The sequence below is a fragment of the Helicobacter himalayensis genome, from assembly GCF_001602095.1.
Taxonomy (GTDB): domain Bacteria; phylum Campylobacterota; class Campylobacteria; order Campylobacterales; family Helicobacteraceae; genus Helicobacter_F; species Helicobacter_F himalayensis.
In genome coordinates, this window is the sequence record NZ_CP014991.1 from 1,658,483 (window position 1) to 1,675,557 (window position 17,075).

General features: G+C 41.2%; 11 protein-coding genes. 1 reads left to right on the top strand and 10 read right to left on the bottom strand.

From position 1 onward, the window contains the following. Positions 1–25: 25 nt before the first annotated feature. Positions 26–1,501 (bottom strand): hypothetical protein, encoded by a 1,476-nt coding sequence (locus A3217_RS07915; RefSeq protein WP_066389386.1) that lies wholly within the window; start codon positions 1,499–1,501, stop codon positions 26–28. A 255-nt stretch (positions 1,502–1,756) separates the two neighbouring features. On the opposite strand from A3217_RS07915, the gene A3217_RS07920 reads away from it, so the two are divergent. After that, a complete protein-coding gene (locus A3217_RS07920; RefSeq protein WP_417935348.1) occupies positions 1,757–4,897 on the top strand; it encodes a DNA translocase FtsK 4TM domain-containing protein in 3,141 nt (1,046 codons plus the stop codon). 26 nt (positions 4,898–4,923) lie between these two features. On the opposite strand, the gene A3217_RS07925 is transcribed toward A3217_RS07920, so the two are convergent. From A3217_RS07925 to pdxA, 9 genes are all read right to left on the bottom strand, one after another. Further along, positions 4,924–5,964 (bottom strand): glycosyltransferase family 10 domain-containing protein, encoded by a 1,041-nt coding sequence (locus A3217_RS07925; protein ID WP_066389394.1) that lies wholly within the window; start codon positions 5,962–5,964, stop codon positions 4,924–4,926. Then, positions 5,948–7,339 carry a cytochrome c oxidase accessory protein CcoG gene (gene ccoG, locus A3217_RS07930; RefSeq protein WP_066389396.1) on the bottom strand — a complete coding sequence of 464 codons (1,392 nt, stop codon included), beginning with the start codon at positions 7,337–7,339 and terminating at the stop codon, positions 5,948–5,950. The genes A3217_RS07925 and ccoG overlap by 17 nt, the downstream gene beginning before the upstream one ends. A 179-nt stretch (positions 7,340–7,518) precedes the next feature. Beyond that, on the bottom strand, positions 7,519–8,268 hold the full coding sequence (motB, locus tag A3217_RS07935) for a flagellar motor protein MotB (protein WP_066389398.1): 750 nt from the start codon (positions 8,266–8,268) through the stop codon (positions 7,519–7,521). A 9-nt stretch (positions 8,269–8,277) separates the two neighbouring features. Continuing rightward, the gene (gene motA, locus A3217_RS07940; protein ID WP_066389399.1) at positions 8,278–9,048 is read right to left on the bottom strand and encodes a flagellar motor stator protein MotA; all 771 of its coding nucleotides are present in this window, start codon (positions 9,046–9,048) and stop codon (positions 8,278–8,280) included. 143 nt (positions 9,049–9,191) lie between these two features. Continuing rightward, positions 9,192–10,373, bottom strand: coding sequence for a glutamine-hydrolyzing carbamoyl-phosphate synthase small subunit (gene carA, locus A3217_RS07945; RefSeq protein ID WP_066389400.1), 1,182 nt, complete (start codon positions 10,371–10,373; stop codon positions 9,192–9,194). Further along, positions 10,373–10,924: a DUF507 family protein gene (locus A3217_RS07950; protein ID WP_066389402.1), complete on the bottom strand. Its 552-nt coding sequence runs from the start codon at positions 10,922–10,924 to the stop codon at positions 10,373–10,375. The genes carA and A3217_RS07950 overlap by 1 nt, the downstream gene beginning before the upstream one ends. A gap of 168 nt (positions 10,925–11,092) precedes the next feature. After that, the gene (locus tag A3217_RS07955; protein WP_231860231.1) at positions 11,093–12,847 is read right to left on the bottom strand and encodes a 2-hydroxyacyl-CoA dehydratase; all 1,755 of its coding nucleotides are present in this window, start codon (positions 12,845–12,847) and stop codon (positions 11,093–11,095) included. Between the two features lie 109 nt (positions 12,848–12,956). After that, positions 12,957–16,046, bottom strand: coding sequence for an acyl-CoA dehydratase activase (locus A3217_RS07960; RefSeq protein ID WP_082807921.1), 3,090 nt, complete (start codon positions 16,044–16,046; stop codon positions 12,957–12,959). Between the two features lie 83 nt (positions 16,047–16,129). After that, on the bottom strand, positions 16,130–17,056 hold the full coding sequence (gene pdxA / locus A3217_RS07965; RefSeq protein WP_082807922.1) for a 4-hydroxythreonine-4-phosphate dehydrogenase: 927 nt from the start codon (positions 17,054–17,056) through the stop codon (positions 16,130–16,132). Positions 17,057–17,075: the final 19 nt, after the last annotated feature.

Consider the following 17,075-nt stretch of genomic DNA (forward strand, 5'->3'; position numbering starts at 1 on the left):
CAAATTACTAAAATTTTCAAAACATCTAAAACTCAAGGCTTTTTATCTCATTTGCTTTAAGAAGCACAAATTTTGTCTCTTTGTTCATCTTTGATGAAATTCCTGTTTTTAGCACATTTTTTGGGTTGGTAAGCTTCAAATCAGAATCCACAAAGCAAATTTCAAACTTTATGCGATTCATTGCGGTAAAATATTCAATATCTTTTGAAAAAATATGCACGCAACTCACCTTCGCCTTAGCAAGAATCTTGCATTTCAAATCCAGCACAAAAGCATCATTTTCGCTAAAAATCACATAATTAACATAACTTTTCGTATGGCGCTGATAGTAGTTAAACACGACAGATTCATTATTACTCATCTTAGCCTTATTAAGCCGTCTTATGTGATGTTCGATAAAAGTCATCGCACAAAATGGTGTGTTAATATTTTGACGAAAAAAGGTGTTTTTAATCGCTTGAGAATCCATTCCCAATGTAAAAACCTTGTCATCTAAGCGCGTGCCACAAACATCAAGCGCCTCTTTTGTTTTGTTAATCAGCAATTGATACATTTTATTAAACACCACTTCAAAGACCTTGAAATTATCCTTTACAAAATTCTCGCTCATCTCTTTTAGGCGTTTGATGACAGAATCTATCATTTTAGAGTCATTTTTTGCCTTTGCAATGATTCCTAGCACTTCTTGTTTTTTTGTAGCAAGCACTTTTGGGTCGCCTTTTTTCGCATCGACTTTTGATTGGATACTGCGGAGCTCCATATTGCACACGCGGATTTTGTTTTCAATTTGAAGCTTTTTTTCATTAAACATTTCAAGCGCGCGCAAAACCCCACAATAGTTGTATTGCGCATCAAGGAAGCATTCTTTATAGATTTTTGAGGCGTTGATATTGACATTGGTTTTGAAGTGATTATAAGAGTATTCTAATTGTTTGAGAATCTGCATTTCATTGGCAAAATTATCCATTGTGATGTGTTTGTCGTTATACACGAGATAATCGATTGCCTTTTGCAAAAAAGGCTTTATGATGAGATAGTTTAGCGGTGGCTGGGTGTTTGTGGATTGTGTATATTCTTTTTGCGAATCAAGGAAAGCGATGGCATTAAACTCATCGCGAAAAAAATCTTTAATACAATTTTGCGCACTTACACTTAGTTCGATAGAAGCGAGCTTGAGATAATTTGTTTGGGAAAAAATTTTCCTTGCAATCGCAGCTTTTGCGTCAGCTTCTTTTGCTTTAAGCTCATCGTCAGTATTTGTGCGCCAAAAATCAATCTCACGGATAAGCCCTCCTTCTGGGAATTTTTGATAGCTTGAAGCCTTACAATCTACGATGGTATAGCCATTATCATCACAGCGAAATTCTACAAGCATTCCAACAGAAGGCAACATTTTTGAATCGTGCCAACTGTTCCCTCGCAATTCAAAAATTTTCTTTGAAGCATTCGTCACCACGCCATTTTTTGTCTGCGTGGAATAGCGCAATATTTTTCCGTGCAAGTGTAAATCCTTGAAATAATTTAACCTAAGGTAAAAGTGGATTCTGATATAATATACTATTTAAACTTAAAATTGCACAAACTACCCAAGAGCAACCCAGCAACTCAAAGTTTCGCCTATTTGACGATTTATAGGGTTTAATTTTTTTAAAAAAATATATCCACACGCAGGAGGATTCTCATCAAAAAGTCGGAAAAAAAAGTCAAAATCCCCACAAAGAGAATCTACGCCTATATTATTTTTAATGTGGTGGTGGTGTTTTTGTGGCTTGCTACGATAGTGGGCGAGAATGGCGCTGTTGGGATTTTAGGACAGAAATTTGCAAACTTTAATATCACACTTTTTGGTTATATGGCGTATGTGTATTTGCTTTTCTTGCTTTACCCCGCATACGGCTTATATAAAGACCCACAATTAAATTTTCATAAAATCGAGCTTTTTATAGCCGCATTGCTATGTTTTGTAAGTCTTTTGCTATTCCAATCGCTTCTCTTTTCACGTGGGCTTTTTGGCAATAGTGTGGTTTTCTTTTTGAGTGGCTTCATTGGCGATTTTGGTGTGTGGATTCTAAGTATTGGTTGTTTGCTCTTGTCAATTTTCGTGGCTACGGATATGAAAGTCGAGCTTATCGTAACGTTTTGCAAAAAACACATTTTGGCTTTTAGTAAGAAATTTTATGCACTTAGCCGTGCATTAGTGGCAAGGATTTTTGCCTTTGCGTGCCTTTGTTTGCAATCGCTAAAAAATGCCTATACAACGATAAAAGCACGGATTTTAAGCTCATATCACAAACGACAAAAAATCCTCAAAGCCGCGCAAGAAGAAATGCTAAAAAAAGAACAAGAAAGGCTAGCCCACCTCCAAGAAGTACAAAACCTCCATCTTGATAATTTTGAAAATGTCTTTACAAAAACACAATCCACTCCGACTACACATTCTACACCCACGCCCATAAATTTACAAAACGCAGATTCTCAAAATATTTTGCAACCTCAACAAGTGGTGCAAACAGCGCAAGTGATGGAGCAGGAAGCATTTTTTGCAAGTCAAGCACCTTTGCAAACTCAAAATACGGAATCTCAAGTTCTAACCCAAAATACGATTCAAAACACAGAGCAAAATGCGACACAAAACACAACTCCACCTCAAAACACAACACCATTTATAGAAGTCGTGAATGCTCCACTCCCTGACCCGCAGGCATTTTTGCAAGAGCAGATTCGGCATTTTCAAGCGACACACCCACAAACAAACACACAGCCCACACCTATGCCAAAGCCAAACGCTCCTGTAATTGAAGAGATTATCCTTCCCCAATCTGATGTGCAAAAAGAGATGCAAACTAACACACAAAATACCTTTTCCACCCAAACTAGCGCATTTACGCAAAATACCCAAATCAATACACCCTATTCATCGCTTAACGTCGCGCAATTTGGCGCGCAATTTAGCATTCCTTCAAGCCCTTACAAACCTCCGCATTTGCAAGAGCACAAAAACACGCCACTTGATATACAAAGCATTATTAAAGAGATCCCAGATATTCCAACACCAAAGATTGCAACGCCACCAAGCGCACCTACGTCAAATGCGCCACTTTCTGCGCAAAGCACGTCAGTGCCTAGCACCGCTCCAACACCTCCTGCGCTAGATTCTCAATCTCAAAATATTGCAAATACTCAAATGCCAACACCACAACCTAGCGCGCAGAATACATTTATAGATTCTCAAAACTCACAGAATCCTACACCCACACAAAACACACAAAGCCTAGCACAACCTATGCAACTAGAGCAGCCTCAACCAACACAAAGCCAGAGTATGCCAACTGCGCCGATACCAAATGAACCAGCCACGCCTGAACCTAAGCAATCCGAGCCCGAGCAATCCGAACCAAAGCCAGAATCTAGCGCGTCAAAAACGCATATTATCGTGCGCGAGCTAAGCGAAAATACCGCGCTTTTAAAAAGTCTAGATTTTGGTAAATCCTCCACTCCGCTTAATTTCAAGCTTCCACTCACAAGCTTGCTTAATCAGCCAGATGGATTCCGCAATGAAATTGATGAAGTGGAGATTGACACAAAAAGCGAGATTTTGCTTGCAAAATTGAAGACTTTCAAAATTGAAGGTGATGTCGTGCGCACTTATAGCGGACCGATTGTTACAACTTTTGAATTCCGTCCAGCACCTAATGTCAAGGTTTCAAGGATTCTCAACCTTGAAGATGATTTAGCCCTTGCTTTGAGTGCAAAATCTATCAGAATCCAAGCGCCTGTGCCGGGCAAAGACGTCGTGGGCATTGAAATCCCAAATAACAAAACTGAAACGATTTATTTGCGTGAGGTGCTAGAATCTGACCTTTTCAAATCCACACAATCAAATCTAACACTTGCCTTTGGTAAGGATATTGTAGGGAATCCATTTGTGCAGGATTTACGCAAACTCCCGCATTTGCTAATCGCGGGCACGACTGGAAGCGGAAAAAGTGTGGGGATTAATGCAATGATTCTCTCACTTCTTTATAAAAACTCTCCGGATAGTCTTAAGCTTATGATGATTGATCCAAAGCGCGTGGAATTCTCACTCTACAATGACATTCCTCACCTTATCACGCCAATCATCACTGACCCTAAAAAGGCGATAGCTGGGCTTGTGAGCGCGATGCAGGAAATGGATAGACGCTATGAAAAAATGAAAGATATGCGCGTCAAAGAGATTGAAAGCTACAATAAAAAGGCGCTTGAAGAGGGCGAGGAACAGCTGAAATATTTTGTGATTATCATCGATGAGCTGGCGGATTTGATGCAGACTTCTGGGCGCGAGGCGGAAGCACCACTAAGCAGGATTGCACAGATGGGGCGTGCGTGCGGGATACATCTTATCATCGCCACACAGCGCCCGAGTGTAGATGTCGTAACCGGCACGCTTAAAGGCAATCTGCCTTCACGCATTAGCTACAAAGTCGGCAGCAAGGTGGATTCTAAGGTGATTTTAGATTCCACGGGTGCGGAATCCTTGCTTGGAAAAGGCGATATGCTTTTCAAAATTTCAGACACGATGATACGCCTGCACGCGCCTTTTAGCACGGAAGAAGAGATTGAGCGCGTGGTTGAATTTATAAAATCACAGCGCGAAGTGCAGTATGATGCGAACTTCTTGCTTGATGAAAAGGAAAATATTTTAGCTGGCAGAAGTGAAAGCGAGACAGAAGATGATGATATGCTAGAGCAGATTAAGCGCTTTATGCTTGAGAGTGGCAATACCTCTTCAAGTAGCGTCCAGCGACGCTTTTCAATCGGCTTTAACCGCGCGACAAATTATGTTGAAATGCTTGAAAAAGAAGGCTTCCTTTCAAAGCGTAACACAAAAGGCGTGCGTGAAATCATTGGGCGTTAGTTGGATATACTATAAGATTCTCAACTTTATTTCTCTTTGCCCAGCAATGCTTTGAATGCCAAAATCGGAAGTTTGAAAACTAACAATGGAGCTTTGAGGGTAAAGCGCAGGGCTTTTGTGAGATTGATTACCACAGCTCTTGCGCGTTGGAATTTTTTATAGCGCATCTCTATATTGCAACGCCATTGCCCAAAGCCCCTGCGATAAGCGCGCTTGCGCCCTTGAGAAAAAATTGCGTCTAAAAACTGCGCAAGCTTAGAATCAAGCTCTTGTGCGTGTCTAGGATTTATCAACAAAGGCGCATTTAGCATTGTCAAATACACCTCATCATTAGAATCTAAATATTTTATAAATTCCACCGCTTCTTTAAGATTTGCAAAGTCTGAAATATTTACAAATGCCTTAGCGTTGAGAATGCCCCCCCCCCCGAGTTCGCAACTTGCAGACATATCACCCCAATAAATGGGGAGTGTGCCAGCGGCTTTGGCATCAAAGATTTTTTCAGTCAAATAACCATTTGTTTGGGAATTTTCAAAAGCTATATTAAATTTATATTGACTTAAAAACGCCTGCTTATCACCCACACACACGCCAATATTATTTTTATATTTCCCACCAGAATCTACGCGTTTATATGCACCCAAAAGCTCAAAAAATTCCTCACGGATAGAATCTGCCTTGCCATTACTCACCACAAAGGAGCAAAATTTGCGCGCACAGACTTCTTTGCCATAGTTATATGCGCTATTTTGCTCGTTTTTTGCAACTTCCCTAAAACTCTGTGCAAAAAGATAGCAAGGATAACGCAAATGTCTATCCTCAAAATTGAGATAATCAAAGCTTATCGCGTAATCGCAAAAATTAAAATCCGCGCGGAGATTTTCAGCAGTGTAGAAAATCCGCACGCCATCATATTTAATATGTTCATTCCCAAAAACACTATAAAAAATAAAATCTGGATTCTTAGAATCTAGCACATAACCTTCCGGTAAATACGACTCAAACCAATACTGCGCGCAACCATCGGTAAAATGGATTCTAACGCGCTCTTTATTTTCTACGCTCATATTCTTGTATCACCCCTTTGCTTGGGTAAATAAAGTTTGCTTTGCGTTCTGCAAAGATACTTTCATCATCAAGCGCATAAGACTTCAATATAAATGGATAATTCACATCGCCACTCTCACTTGCTTCTAAGCCTTTTGCACGAATTGTTACGATTTGGGTAACTTTTTGCCCTGCTCGTATGCGGATAGGTTTTTTGGGCGTGATGATTTCAAGGTTTGAAGCGATTTGAGAATCTGCGCTTGGATTTTCAATGCTTAAAAAATATTCGTGCTCTTTGCTGTCGGTATTGTGGAAAAGCACGCGGTAAGTGTTTTCTACGCCTTGCGTTTTGATTTTGTAGATTTCAGAGGTGCTATTGACATTCAGAAGCATACCTTCTTTTTTACCACCCATAATAAGCAGCGCGATACAAGTCGCAAGCAAAATTCCCACATAACAAATGGTTTTCAAGCGCATATAGCGCACTTTTGAATTTGTCTCCACCGCAGCGGGTGAGCTCCAGCCAACAAGGCTTGGTTTGTTGTATTTTGCCATCACGCTTGTGCAGGCATCGACACATTCAAGGCAGTTAATACATTCAAGCTGCATACCTTTTCTGATGTCAATATGCGTTGGGCAGACTTTGACGCAGTGTTCGCACTGCACGCACTCAGCATTTGGATTGGTAAATTTTAGCTTTTGAGTGATTTTATCCCCTTTGTTATAAATCACGCCACCGCGATTTTGATTATAAATCGCCATAATCGTATCATTGTCATACAGCACGCTTTGCACGCGAGAATAAGGGCAAATGTAAATACAGAAATTTTCTTGTATGAAAGCAATATCAATGGCAAAAAATAGCCCAAAGCCAAGCCAAAACACCATAAGAACCTTATGTTCGCTAGGATTTTGGATAGCAACAAAAAAATCTTCAGGCGCGGTAAAGAAAAACATAAGACTCGCAGCTGCCACAAGGCACAAAAATAGGATAATCACAAACGCCAAACTTGCCTTTACCTTTTTACCAAAAGTATCAAGCACAAGAGGTTTTTGCTTATTTGAAATCTTTTGACGCAAGCCAAAAACCTTTGTCTGCAAGAAATCCCTATAAATCACGCGGAAAATTGTTTGCGGACACGCCCAGCCACACCAAATGCGCCCACCTAAGGTTGTGAGGAAAAAGATTCCCACAAAAAGCAGAATCGAGAGAAAAGGCAGTAAATACAACTCCTGCATATTAAAACGCGTGCCTAGCAGATGGAATTCGCCCTTAGTAAATGAGAGTAAAAAGATGTGATTATCATTAATCGTTATAAAAGGCATTGTAAGAAGGAAAATCGTAGCAATCGCATACACCAAATAGCGTCTTTTGCGGTAATAGACTTGTCTCATTTTTCTTCCTTAAACGTGGATTGTGCGCCACAAATTTGCGCGACTTGGTCATTTGAGTGTTGTTTGTGTAATGGCACGATTGTATAACTTTTTGTATTTTAAATCCATAAATTTAGCGCTAATTTTCCTCTCTCAATTTAGACACCAAGCAAGATTCTAAAATCGCCTTGATATTTGTGCTAATTTTCGCCTTGGCGCTCAAGCATAGACTTGACTTTAGGGCTATTAACCTTGCTTACAAAGAAATAAATTTCCACGCGGTTATTTTGCGCGCGCTGTTCTGGTGTGTCATTTGGTGCGACATTACCATAAGAGCCATAGCCAGAGACAGAGATTCTGTGTGCTTCTACGCCTTTTTGTATCAGTTCGCGCGCCACACTTACCGCGCGTGCGCTTGAAAATTCATAATTATCCCTAAAACGTGATGGTGGGGTGGAATCATCAGTGTAGCCTCGTATGTCAAGATGCACATAATTTGGGTATTTTTTGATGATTGTTGTAAGTCTATCAAGATAGGTGAAAGTATCGCTATTTGTGATTTCAAACTCGCCAGCTCTAAAGAGAATCCTATCAGGCAGGCGCAACACACTTCCAGAATCCATTTGCTCTAGCACGCCACCTATATCATTGATAATATCCGAAGAAATAGCACTTTCTGCACTCGTGCTTGCAGCAGAGGAGGAGTCTTCAGCGTCATTACCTTCATAATTCCCAACATCTTGATCCACAGGTGAAGGCAGGGGCATTGCCACAGGATAATCAAAGATTTTGATAAGCTCTTCTTTGAGCGCGCGCACCTTTTCGCTATCAGATGATGAAATCGCCCAAAGTGCGATAAAAAGCGCGAGCAAAAGCGAAAGAAAATCCGCATAAGGCACAGCCCATTTTTCGCCTGCGGGGCATTCGGGGCATTTTTTCTTTTTTGCCATTTGCGTGTCTTATTCAAATTGTGAGATTCTAGGCTCGCCGGGCTTGATAAAGCCTAGTAGCTTTTCTTCAAGGTTGCGCGGGTTGTCACCATTTGCGATACTTACGACACCTTCGACAATAAGGACTTTTTCTTGGATAATATCCTTGCTTTTTGCTAGTAACTTATGCCCGCACGGACCAAAGAACGCATATGCACCAAAAATCCCCGTAACCGTCGCTGTAAATGCCCCAGAAATACCAGCCGCCATAGCCTTTGGGTCATCAAGGAGCTGAAGTGCGAGCATAAGCCCCATAACCGCGCCAACAAGCCCAAATGTTGGGCAAGATTCCCCAACTAGCACCCAATAATGCCCGCTTCCGTGGTAATACTCCTCTAAAACTTCAATTTGTATTTCCATATCCTCGCGCACTGCCTCAGCTTCCCTACCATCGACAATCATACTAATTGCCTTGCGTAAAAAATCATCTTCAATCTGTGCTGCGCGCCCTTCGAGTGAAAGCACGCCATCTTTACGCGCAAGAGTGGAGAGTTCAACAAGCTGGCGAATGGTTTCATTAAGGTTAATCTTTGAACCCATAAAAACCATTTTAAACTCTTTAAATGCACCTTTGACATATGCGCCGTGCGTGGCTGTCATACCTGAAAACATCGCAGTTGGTATCACAATCATAACCGAGCTTAAATGTATCACCTGCCGTGGATCCCCACCTTCTAAAATATCCCCGACAGAAATACTTGTAACAGACATAAGAATGCCCAAAAGGGTCGTTAGATCCATACAAAACCTTTATTGCAAAATGTTTCATTCCTTTAAGACGAAAAGCAAAAATCAATCCAAAAAATCACCTAAAAATCGCACACCGTTATGCCCCAAAAAAACAATCTACAAAAATCTTTGTGGTGTGCGTTTGTATCGTGCGTTTAACGTGTTTCACACACAGCTTTTGCAAACTCTGCAAATACACTGCGCGCTTCTTTTGGTCCCGGGCTTGATTCTGGGTGATGCTGGAGGGAAAAAATTGACTTGTTACAATAGCGCACGCCCTCAATCGTCCCATCAAAAAGATTTCTATGCGTAACCTCAGCAATAGATTCTATGGAATCTGGCACGGAATAATTGTGGTTTTGTGAGGTGATTTCCACTTCACCTGTGAGCGTGTTTTTCACCGGGTGATTTGCGCCGTGATGTCCAAATTTTAGCTTATAGGTGTTAAAGCCGTGTGCGATTGCTAAAAGCTGATGTCCTAGGCAGATTCCAAAAAGTGGGATTTGAAAATCTATAAGCGCGCGAATTTGAGCGATTTCATTTTCTAACATAAGCGGATCACCCGGACCATTTGAGAGAAACACACCGCCGATTTCCTTGCTTTCAAAGCGCTTCAATACAGAATCCGCACTAAAAGTGTGCGGGATTACTTCCACTTCAAGCCCAACACTTGTGAGCTCATTTAAAATATTACGTTTTATACCAAAATCAATGGCTAGAATCTTTTTGCGTTTTGTGGAATCTATGCGCTCATAATCCATAGATTCAAAGCTAAACACACCATCCTTGTGGATATAGGGCTTTTTGGTTGAGACTTCAGGGATAAGATTTTGTTCGCTAATAGAAGGTGAGGATTTAAGCAAAGTCTCTAAAGTTTCCTTGTCGCTTCTCTCCGTGCTAGCTATCATCATCATAGAACCTTGCGTGCGAAGCATTTTGACAAGCGCGCGCGTATCAAGATTGCAAATGCCTATGATATTATGCTTTTTCAAAAGTGTGCTTAAATCGCCTTGCGCGCGGAAATTTGAGTAAAAATTATTATACTGCGAAACAATCACGCCTTTGCAAAAAATCTCCCTACTCTCTTTGTCTTGCTCATTCACACCCACAATGCCAATCTCTGGCATACAAAAAGTGATGAACTGCCCCGCATAGCTCGGATCTGTGATAATCTCCTCATACCCGCAAAGCGAGGTATTAAATACCACCTCGCCAATCGCACTTCCTTCCGCCCCAAAGCTTAGCGCCTGCAAAAACACGCCATTTTCAAAATAAAGAAAAATGTCTTTGAGCGCTGGCAATGATTGCGTGTTTTTAGAATCTGCTTGCTGTGTCATTATGCGAGCCCTCGCTTGCGTAGTTCTTCTTCATAAAGTTTGTTAAAAACAATCTCATATTCATCACTTCCATACACAAGCTTTCTTTTGTATTTTTTTAGACACTCATTAACAGCCTCTTCGCTCTTCTCATAGATTTTAGAATAGTCATTGATAGCCTTGTAAATGGTATTTTTGACAATCACTTCTGAAACCTTAAAAGTAAGCATATGTTTTTGCAGCATTTGCGTGAGAATCCTATGCGACAAATCACTGCAACGCTCGTCCCAATTGAGTATGAAATCCTCCTCATCAGCAATTTGTTTTTTAAACATACGAAATATTGATCGCTCGTCCATACGATAGTCCTCGATTTCATTAACATACTCTTCGAGCAAATCGCGCACTTTTTCATCAATCGCACGCTCTTTTTGGATATTTTCCATCAAACAATCAAGCGTGATTTTGCTTACAGATTCTACTGAAGAATTGAGCGTGATAAAATTTGCATTTGCCAAGTCTAGACCGATCTTATTTGCAATGTAGGGCGCATGCTGTGCTTTTAGTCTCATATGAAAGCTCCTTGTATCAAAAAAAAAGGGTGGGTGATTCGCGATATTGTAGCGTGCTTTAAGTAAAAAAGGCTTTAATTCCTCAAATGTATGTTCGCAAAGATGAGGCATTTTCAAAAACACGATTTTAAGTGGAAGCGCGCAAGAGACAACGCGCTTTTTATAAATTTAGGCTAGTTCCTTGCGTGCATTACTTAGCATCAATTTTATACGATTCTCTTGATTTACTCGCGTAGCACTTGGATCGTAGTCAATTGAGACAATGTTGCTTTGCGGATTTTTCTCTTTTATCACCTTCATCATACCGCGTCCAACAATGTGATTTGGCAGGCAACCAAAAGGCTGTGTGCAGACGACATTATTTACGCCCTGCTCGATGAGCTCTAGCATTTCAGCAGTGAGTAGCCAGCCCTCTCCCATATTCATCGCCTCGCTCACATAGCCATCAGCAAGTGATTTTGTGTGTTTAAACGGACTTGGTGCGCGGAAAACTCCGTGTTTTTGGATCGTTTTTATCATATCTTTTTGTTTTCCGCAGAAGTATTCAAACACCACGCGATAAATCATTCTTGTAAGCCACTTGCCACCATACATTTTATTTTCCACAATACTATCATTGATGCAATATAAGCAAAAATCTAAAAATCCCGGGATTACCACTTCGCAATTCTCACTCAACAAGAAATCCTCGAGGTTATTATTCCCTAATGGCGAGAATTTGATATAAATTTCGCCCACAATCCCCACCTGCACCTTTTTTTCCGTGCTTCGTGGAATGCTTGCAAAATCATCTAAAATCTCTTTCATATCTTTTTTAAGCGCTTTATAGCTTGTAAGCCCTGTGTTTGTTCCCGGCGTGGTGATTCGCTCTACCCATTTAGCAATTTTTGCCTCTGTATCGCCTTTGTTGAGCTCATAGGATTTGCATTGATTTGAAATATGCATCAATAAATCACCATAAACGATAGCTGAAAGGAAATTTTGGAGCATTGGACGCGTGACGCTAAAGCCCTGATCAGTTTCTAACCCGCTAAAGTTTAGCGAAATCACAGGAATCTCGCCAAAGCCCGCTTTATTCAGCGCTTTACGCAAAAGATGGATATAGTTACTCGCGCGGCAGCCCCCACCGGTTTGCGTGATGAGAAGCGCGACCTTATTTAAATCCCATTTGCCACTTTTGAGCGCGTCAATCATCTGCCCTATCACAAGAAGTGCAGGGTAGCAAGTATCATTATGCACATTTCTCAAGCCCTCATTCACCACGCCCGCACCTTCATTATGGAGCAATTCAGCCTTATATCCATGCAAATGCAAAATATTCACCAAAAATCTAAAATGTATCGGAAGCATCATCGGCACGAGGATTGTATGCGTTTCTTTCATCTCTTTTGTGAAAGGCACTTTGGTAATCTCGCGATTTGTTTTTAAGATGCTATCCGTGCTTGAGCCGACATTCCACTTGCCGATACTTGGAGTTTTTCCACTATTTGGAATGGAGTGGGAATCTGGGCGAAAATTCACAAAAGAATCTTTTGCACTTTGGGCGATTCCTTGAGTTTTGCGCACTAGATTTTCCGCAACTCCCTGAACAGAATCTTTTGCATTTTGCGCCACACCTTGCACATTTGAAGCCACTTCACTAGCCACGCCTTTTGCGCTTTGGGCTACATTTTGAGCTTTTTGTGCCACGCTTTCAGCCACTTCGTTCGCTACACTTTGCGCGCTTGAAAGGGCAAGATTTGCTTTATTTTTTGCACTTTGAGCTACCTCAAGCGCTGTGTTAGCGACTTCCGCAGCTACACCTTGTGCATTTTTAGCTACTTCGCTTGCAAGCTCTTTTGCATTCTGCGCTGTGTTAGCGACTTCGTGGGCTAAATCCTGCGCGTTTTGCGCAAGTGTTTGGGGGGTAATTTTTTGTGTCATACATTCTCCTTAAATTGCAAAGTTTGGATTTCTTTCTTTGATTTATTTTCTTTAGCTTTTTTTGGATTGTTTAGGGCTAAAAAGCCCTCACAATGATGCAAAGACTAATCTAATTTGTCAAAGCCATCATTTTTCGCATTTCTTTTTGCGCGTGGGTATTGTGGAAAAGTATGCTTTGCGTGAGCTTTGAACTTTTGCCATTTATTTTTTCTTCCATAGCACCCAGAAGCGAGCGGATTCTGATTTTTACCGCGCCAAGGTTGCTAATCTCATCAATTTTTAGCTGTGTGTAAAATCTCCCGCGAGATTCTAAAATCGCGCGCACCTCATCGGTGGTGATAGAATCTATCCCACAACCAAAGCTCACAAGCTGGACTAGCTCGATATTATCGTGCGCGCAGACAAACTCCGCGGCGTTATAAAGGCGTGAGTGGTAGCTCCATTGATTGAGAATCTGCAAGTCCTTAGCCGTAGCCAAATGTGAGATAGAATCTTCACTCAAAACCACCAACCCAAGCGAGTTTATAAGCTTATCAATGCCGTGATTTATCTCTGGGTCGATATGGTATGGACGCCCGCTTAGCACGATTGCTTTGAGATTATGCTCTTTTATGTAAGCAAGGTTTTTCTCACCCTCTCTTTGAATATCATCTAGCCACATTTCACGGAACGCATACGCCCTATCCAAAGCTTTTCTAAATTCACCCTTGCTAGCACCCAATTCTTTTTTGAAAAAATCTAGGCTTTTTGCAAAAAATTCTTCCTTCTTATGCAAGCCAAAATATGGATAGAGGAATTTTACCTCGCGCAGTCTATCGACATTTGCATTAAGCAATTCCGGATAATAAGCAACCACAGGGCAATTGTAATTATTCGTGCTAGTATCTTGGTGTTTAGCATCAGATTCAAAGTTGTAGCTCATACAAGGATAGAAAATCTTTTCCACACCCCTATCCATAAGGTTTTCTATATGTCCATGCTGAAGCTTTGCCGGATAGCACACAGTGTCGCTTGGAATGCTGTATTGCCCTTTAGCAAATGTTTTACGCGTGGTAATATCAGAAACCACAACTTCATAGCCTAGCTCACTTAAAAGTGTATGCCAAAAGGGAAGATTCTCATACATATTGAGTCCCAAAGGAATGCCGATTTTCCCACGCGAGCCAAATTTCACTACACAATGCTCTTTGTCAAAATCCTTGTATTCAAACATATTCTTAAGCTTTGTGAGCTTATAGTCATACATATTTGGCAAATGCAAGACTTTCTTAAAGCCTAGCGGTTTGTCGCAGCGATTGCCAGAGATAAATTTTTTCGCCCCTTGCGTGTTGCCAAATTTATTTATCGTTAGATTGCAGTTATTCCCACAAATCTTGCAGACCGTCGCTGTTGCTGTATGTTCAAAGCCTTGCAAGGCTTCGGGTGTGATGATGCTAGATTTTGCTAAATGCAGCCCTTGTGCGTAAAGTGCCGCACCAAAAGCCCCCATAAGCCCGCTAATTTTAGGGCGGATAACATTACGCCCAATTTCTTTCTCAAAACTTCTTAAAACCGCGTCATTATAGAATGTCCCGCCCTGCACGACAATCTGCTGTCCCAAATCGTCCGCATCGCGCGCGCGGATAACTTTATAAATCGCATTTTTTACCACACTCATAGAAAGCCCGGCGCTAATATCTTCAATGCAAGCACCCTCTTTTTGTGCTTCTTTCACCGAACTATTCATAAACACGGTGCAACGACTTCCAAGCTCCACAGGGTTTTTAGATTCTAATCCTAGCTTTGAAAAGCTCGCCACATCATAGCCCATCGAGCGCGCAAAAGTCTCTATAAAGCTCCCGCAACCGCTCGAGCAAGCTTCATTTAACATAATGGAATCTATGGTTTGATTTTTGATATAAAAGCATTTAATATCCTGCCCGCCAATATCAATGATAAAATCTACTTGCGGATTGAAGTGTTGCGCGGCTTTAAGGTGTGCCATTGTCTCCACAAGTCCGGAATCTAGCCCAAATCCAGCCTTGATAAGCTCCTCGCCATAGCCTGTTACTGCGCTTCCTTTGATATTGATTTTATCGCCGAAATTTTCATAAATATAGCTTAATTGCTCAAAAATCACGCTTGCGGGATTGCCTTGATTTGAGTTGTAGAATTGATACAAAATGCGCGCGAAATCATCGATTATCACAAGCTTTGTCGTTGTCGAGCCACAATCTATACCAATATAGCAATCTATCTTTTTAAATCCGCCCGCTTCATAAGCTTCATCAATGCTTATCTCCTCCACGCTTGCATCTTTATGACGCGCAAGGAATTCTTCATATTCTTTAGAATCTGCAAAAAGCGGCTCAAGGTATTTATTTTTACTCGCAACATTTTTAGATTCTACAAGTTTTGCAATAAGGCTATCGCAGGTGTAGGATTTTTCATTTTCCCTCGCGCAAAGTGCTACACCAATAGACACAGAATACTGCGCGTAGTCTGGAAAAATCGCGTGTTCGTTATCAAGTTTCAAACTCTCTTGGAAGCGCTTTTGTAAGCCTTTGTAAAAAAACAGCGGACCGCCTAGAAACATCACTTTTCCGCCAATTTTGCGCCCTTGTGCTAGCCCACTGATGGTTTGATCCACTACCGCTTGAAAGATACTTGCAGTAATATCTTTTTTATTCACACCTTGATTAAGCAGTGGTTGCACATCAGTTTTGGCAAACACGCCACAGCGCGACGCCACAGGGTAGATTTTATCCGCATTCAAAGAAATTTCATCAAATTCCTGCGCGCTAATTGAGAGCAAAGTTACCATTTGGTCGATAAATGCACCTGTCCCACCAGCACAAGAGCCATTCATTCGCTCTTCTGTCCCACCGCTTAGAAATAGAATCTTCGCATCTTCACCACCTAGCTCAATAACGCAATCTGTATCAGGCTCTAGAAATTTTATCGCTTCAGCTGTGGCAAACACTTCTTGCACGAAATCAATCCCCACCGCCTTGCAAATCCCAAATCCAGCCGAACCAGAAATTGAAACCTTAAACTCACGCTCACCGATAATCTCGCGCAAGCCCTCCACAATCTCAATGCTTTTCTCGCGCACCTTAGAATAATGGCGCTCATACTTTTTGTAGATAATCTCATCGCCATCCATTAGCGCGACTTTCGCTGTTGTGCTCCCTATGTCAATGCCTAAAGTCAAACTCATACTTTAAACCCCCAAAAATAAAATCTTCAAAAAAATAGAACCCGCATTCTACCTAAAAAAACAACTTTTTAAACAAAAGTCTTTTAACCTTTCTCACTTGCGTATTTAAGAGCGTTTATGTAGCTTTTTGTATCAAGTGGCAGATTTTTATACGCTTTATCAAACGCCACACCATGATCAACTGACGCACGCAAAATTGGCAGATTAAGACTTACATTGATACTCTCATCAAAATACAGCGCCTTAAGTGGTGCTAATCCGACATCGTGATACATACTCACAAAATACCTAAATTTTTTACGATTATGCGGACTAAACGCAGAATCTGGCGGGAGCGCACCGACAAAAAGTTCATTTTTAAGCACTTTGTTCGCATTTTTCACCGCTTGAAAAATGATTTTATCCTCATCTCCCATAAGCCCATTATCCCCACAATGCGGATTGAGCCCGAGCACCGCGCAAGGCTCGTTTAGATTCACACATTTTGCAAATGTCAGCAAAAAATTTGTGAGTGGCTCTAGTGAAATATGCTCACTCACAGCTCTAAGCGCGATATGGTCGCTAAAAAGCGCGACAAACATTTGCTCACAACCTAACATCATAATCGCCTCTTTTTTATAGCGCGCACTTAGGGCTTGTGTGTGCCCGATAAAAGGGATTTGCGCGCTTGCCCACGATTCTTTGTGGATTGGCAAGCTCACAAGCGCACAAGCCTCCTTAGAATCCACCAAATCACACGCACATAAAAAACTCGCAAAGCTATACGCCCCACTTTGAGAATCCACCTTTCCGGGTTTAATTTGTGGCAAGGATTCTATGCCTTTTGGTGGATTAAAAGAAAAATCTTGCAAAGAAAGCGGATTTTTTAGCTTTTTTTGTGCTTGCACTAAAAGCTCTTTATGCACGCAATAAATAGGCTTGCAAAAGCGCGAAATCTCCTTATGCGCGCTCAAAGCGATTTGCGCGCTAATGCCATTTATATCACCGATACTAATTGCTATGGTTTTCATCATAAAATCTTAATGGAAT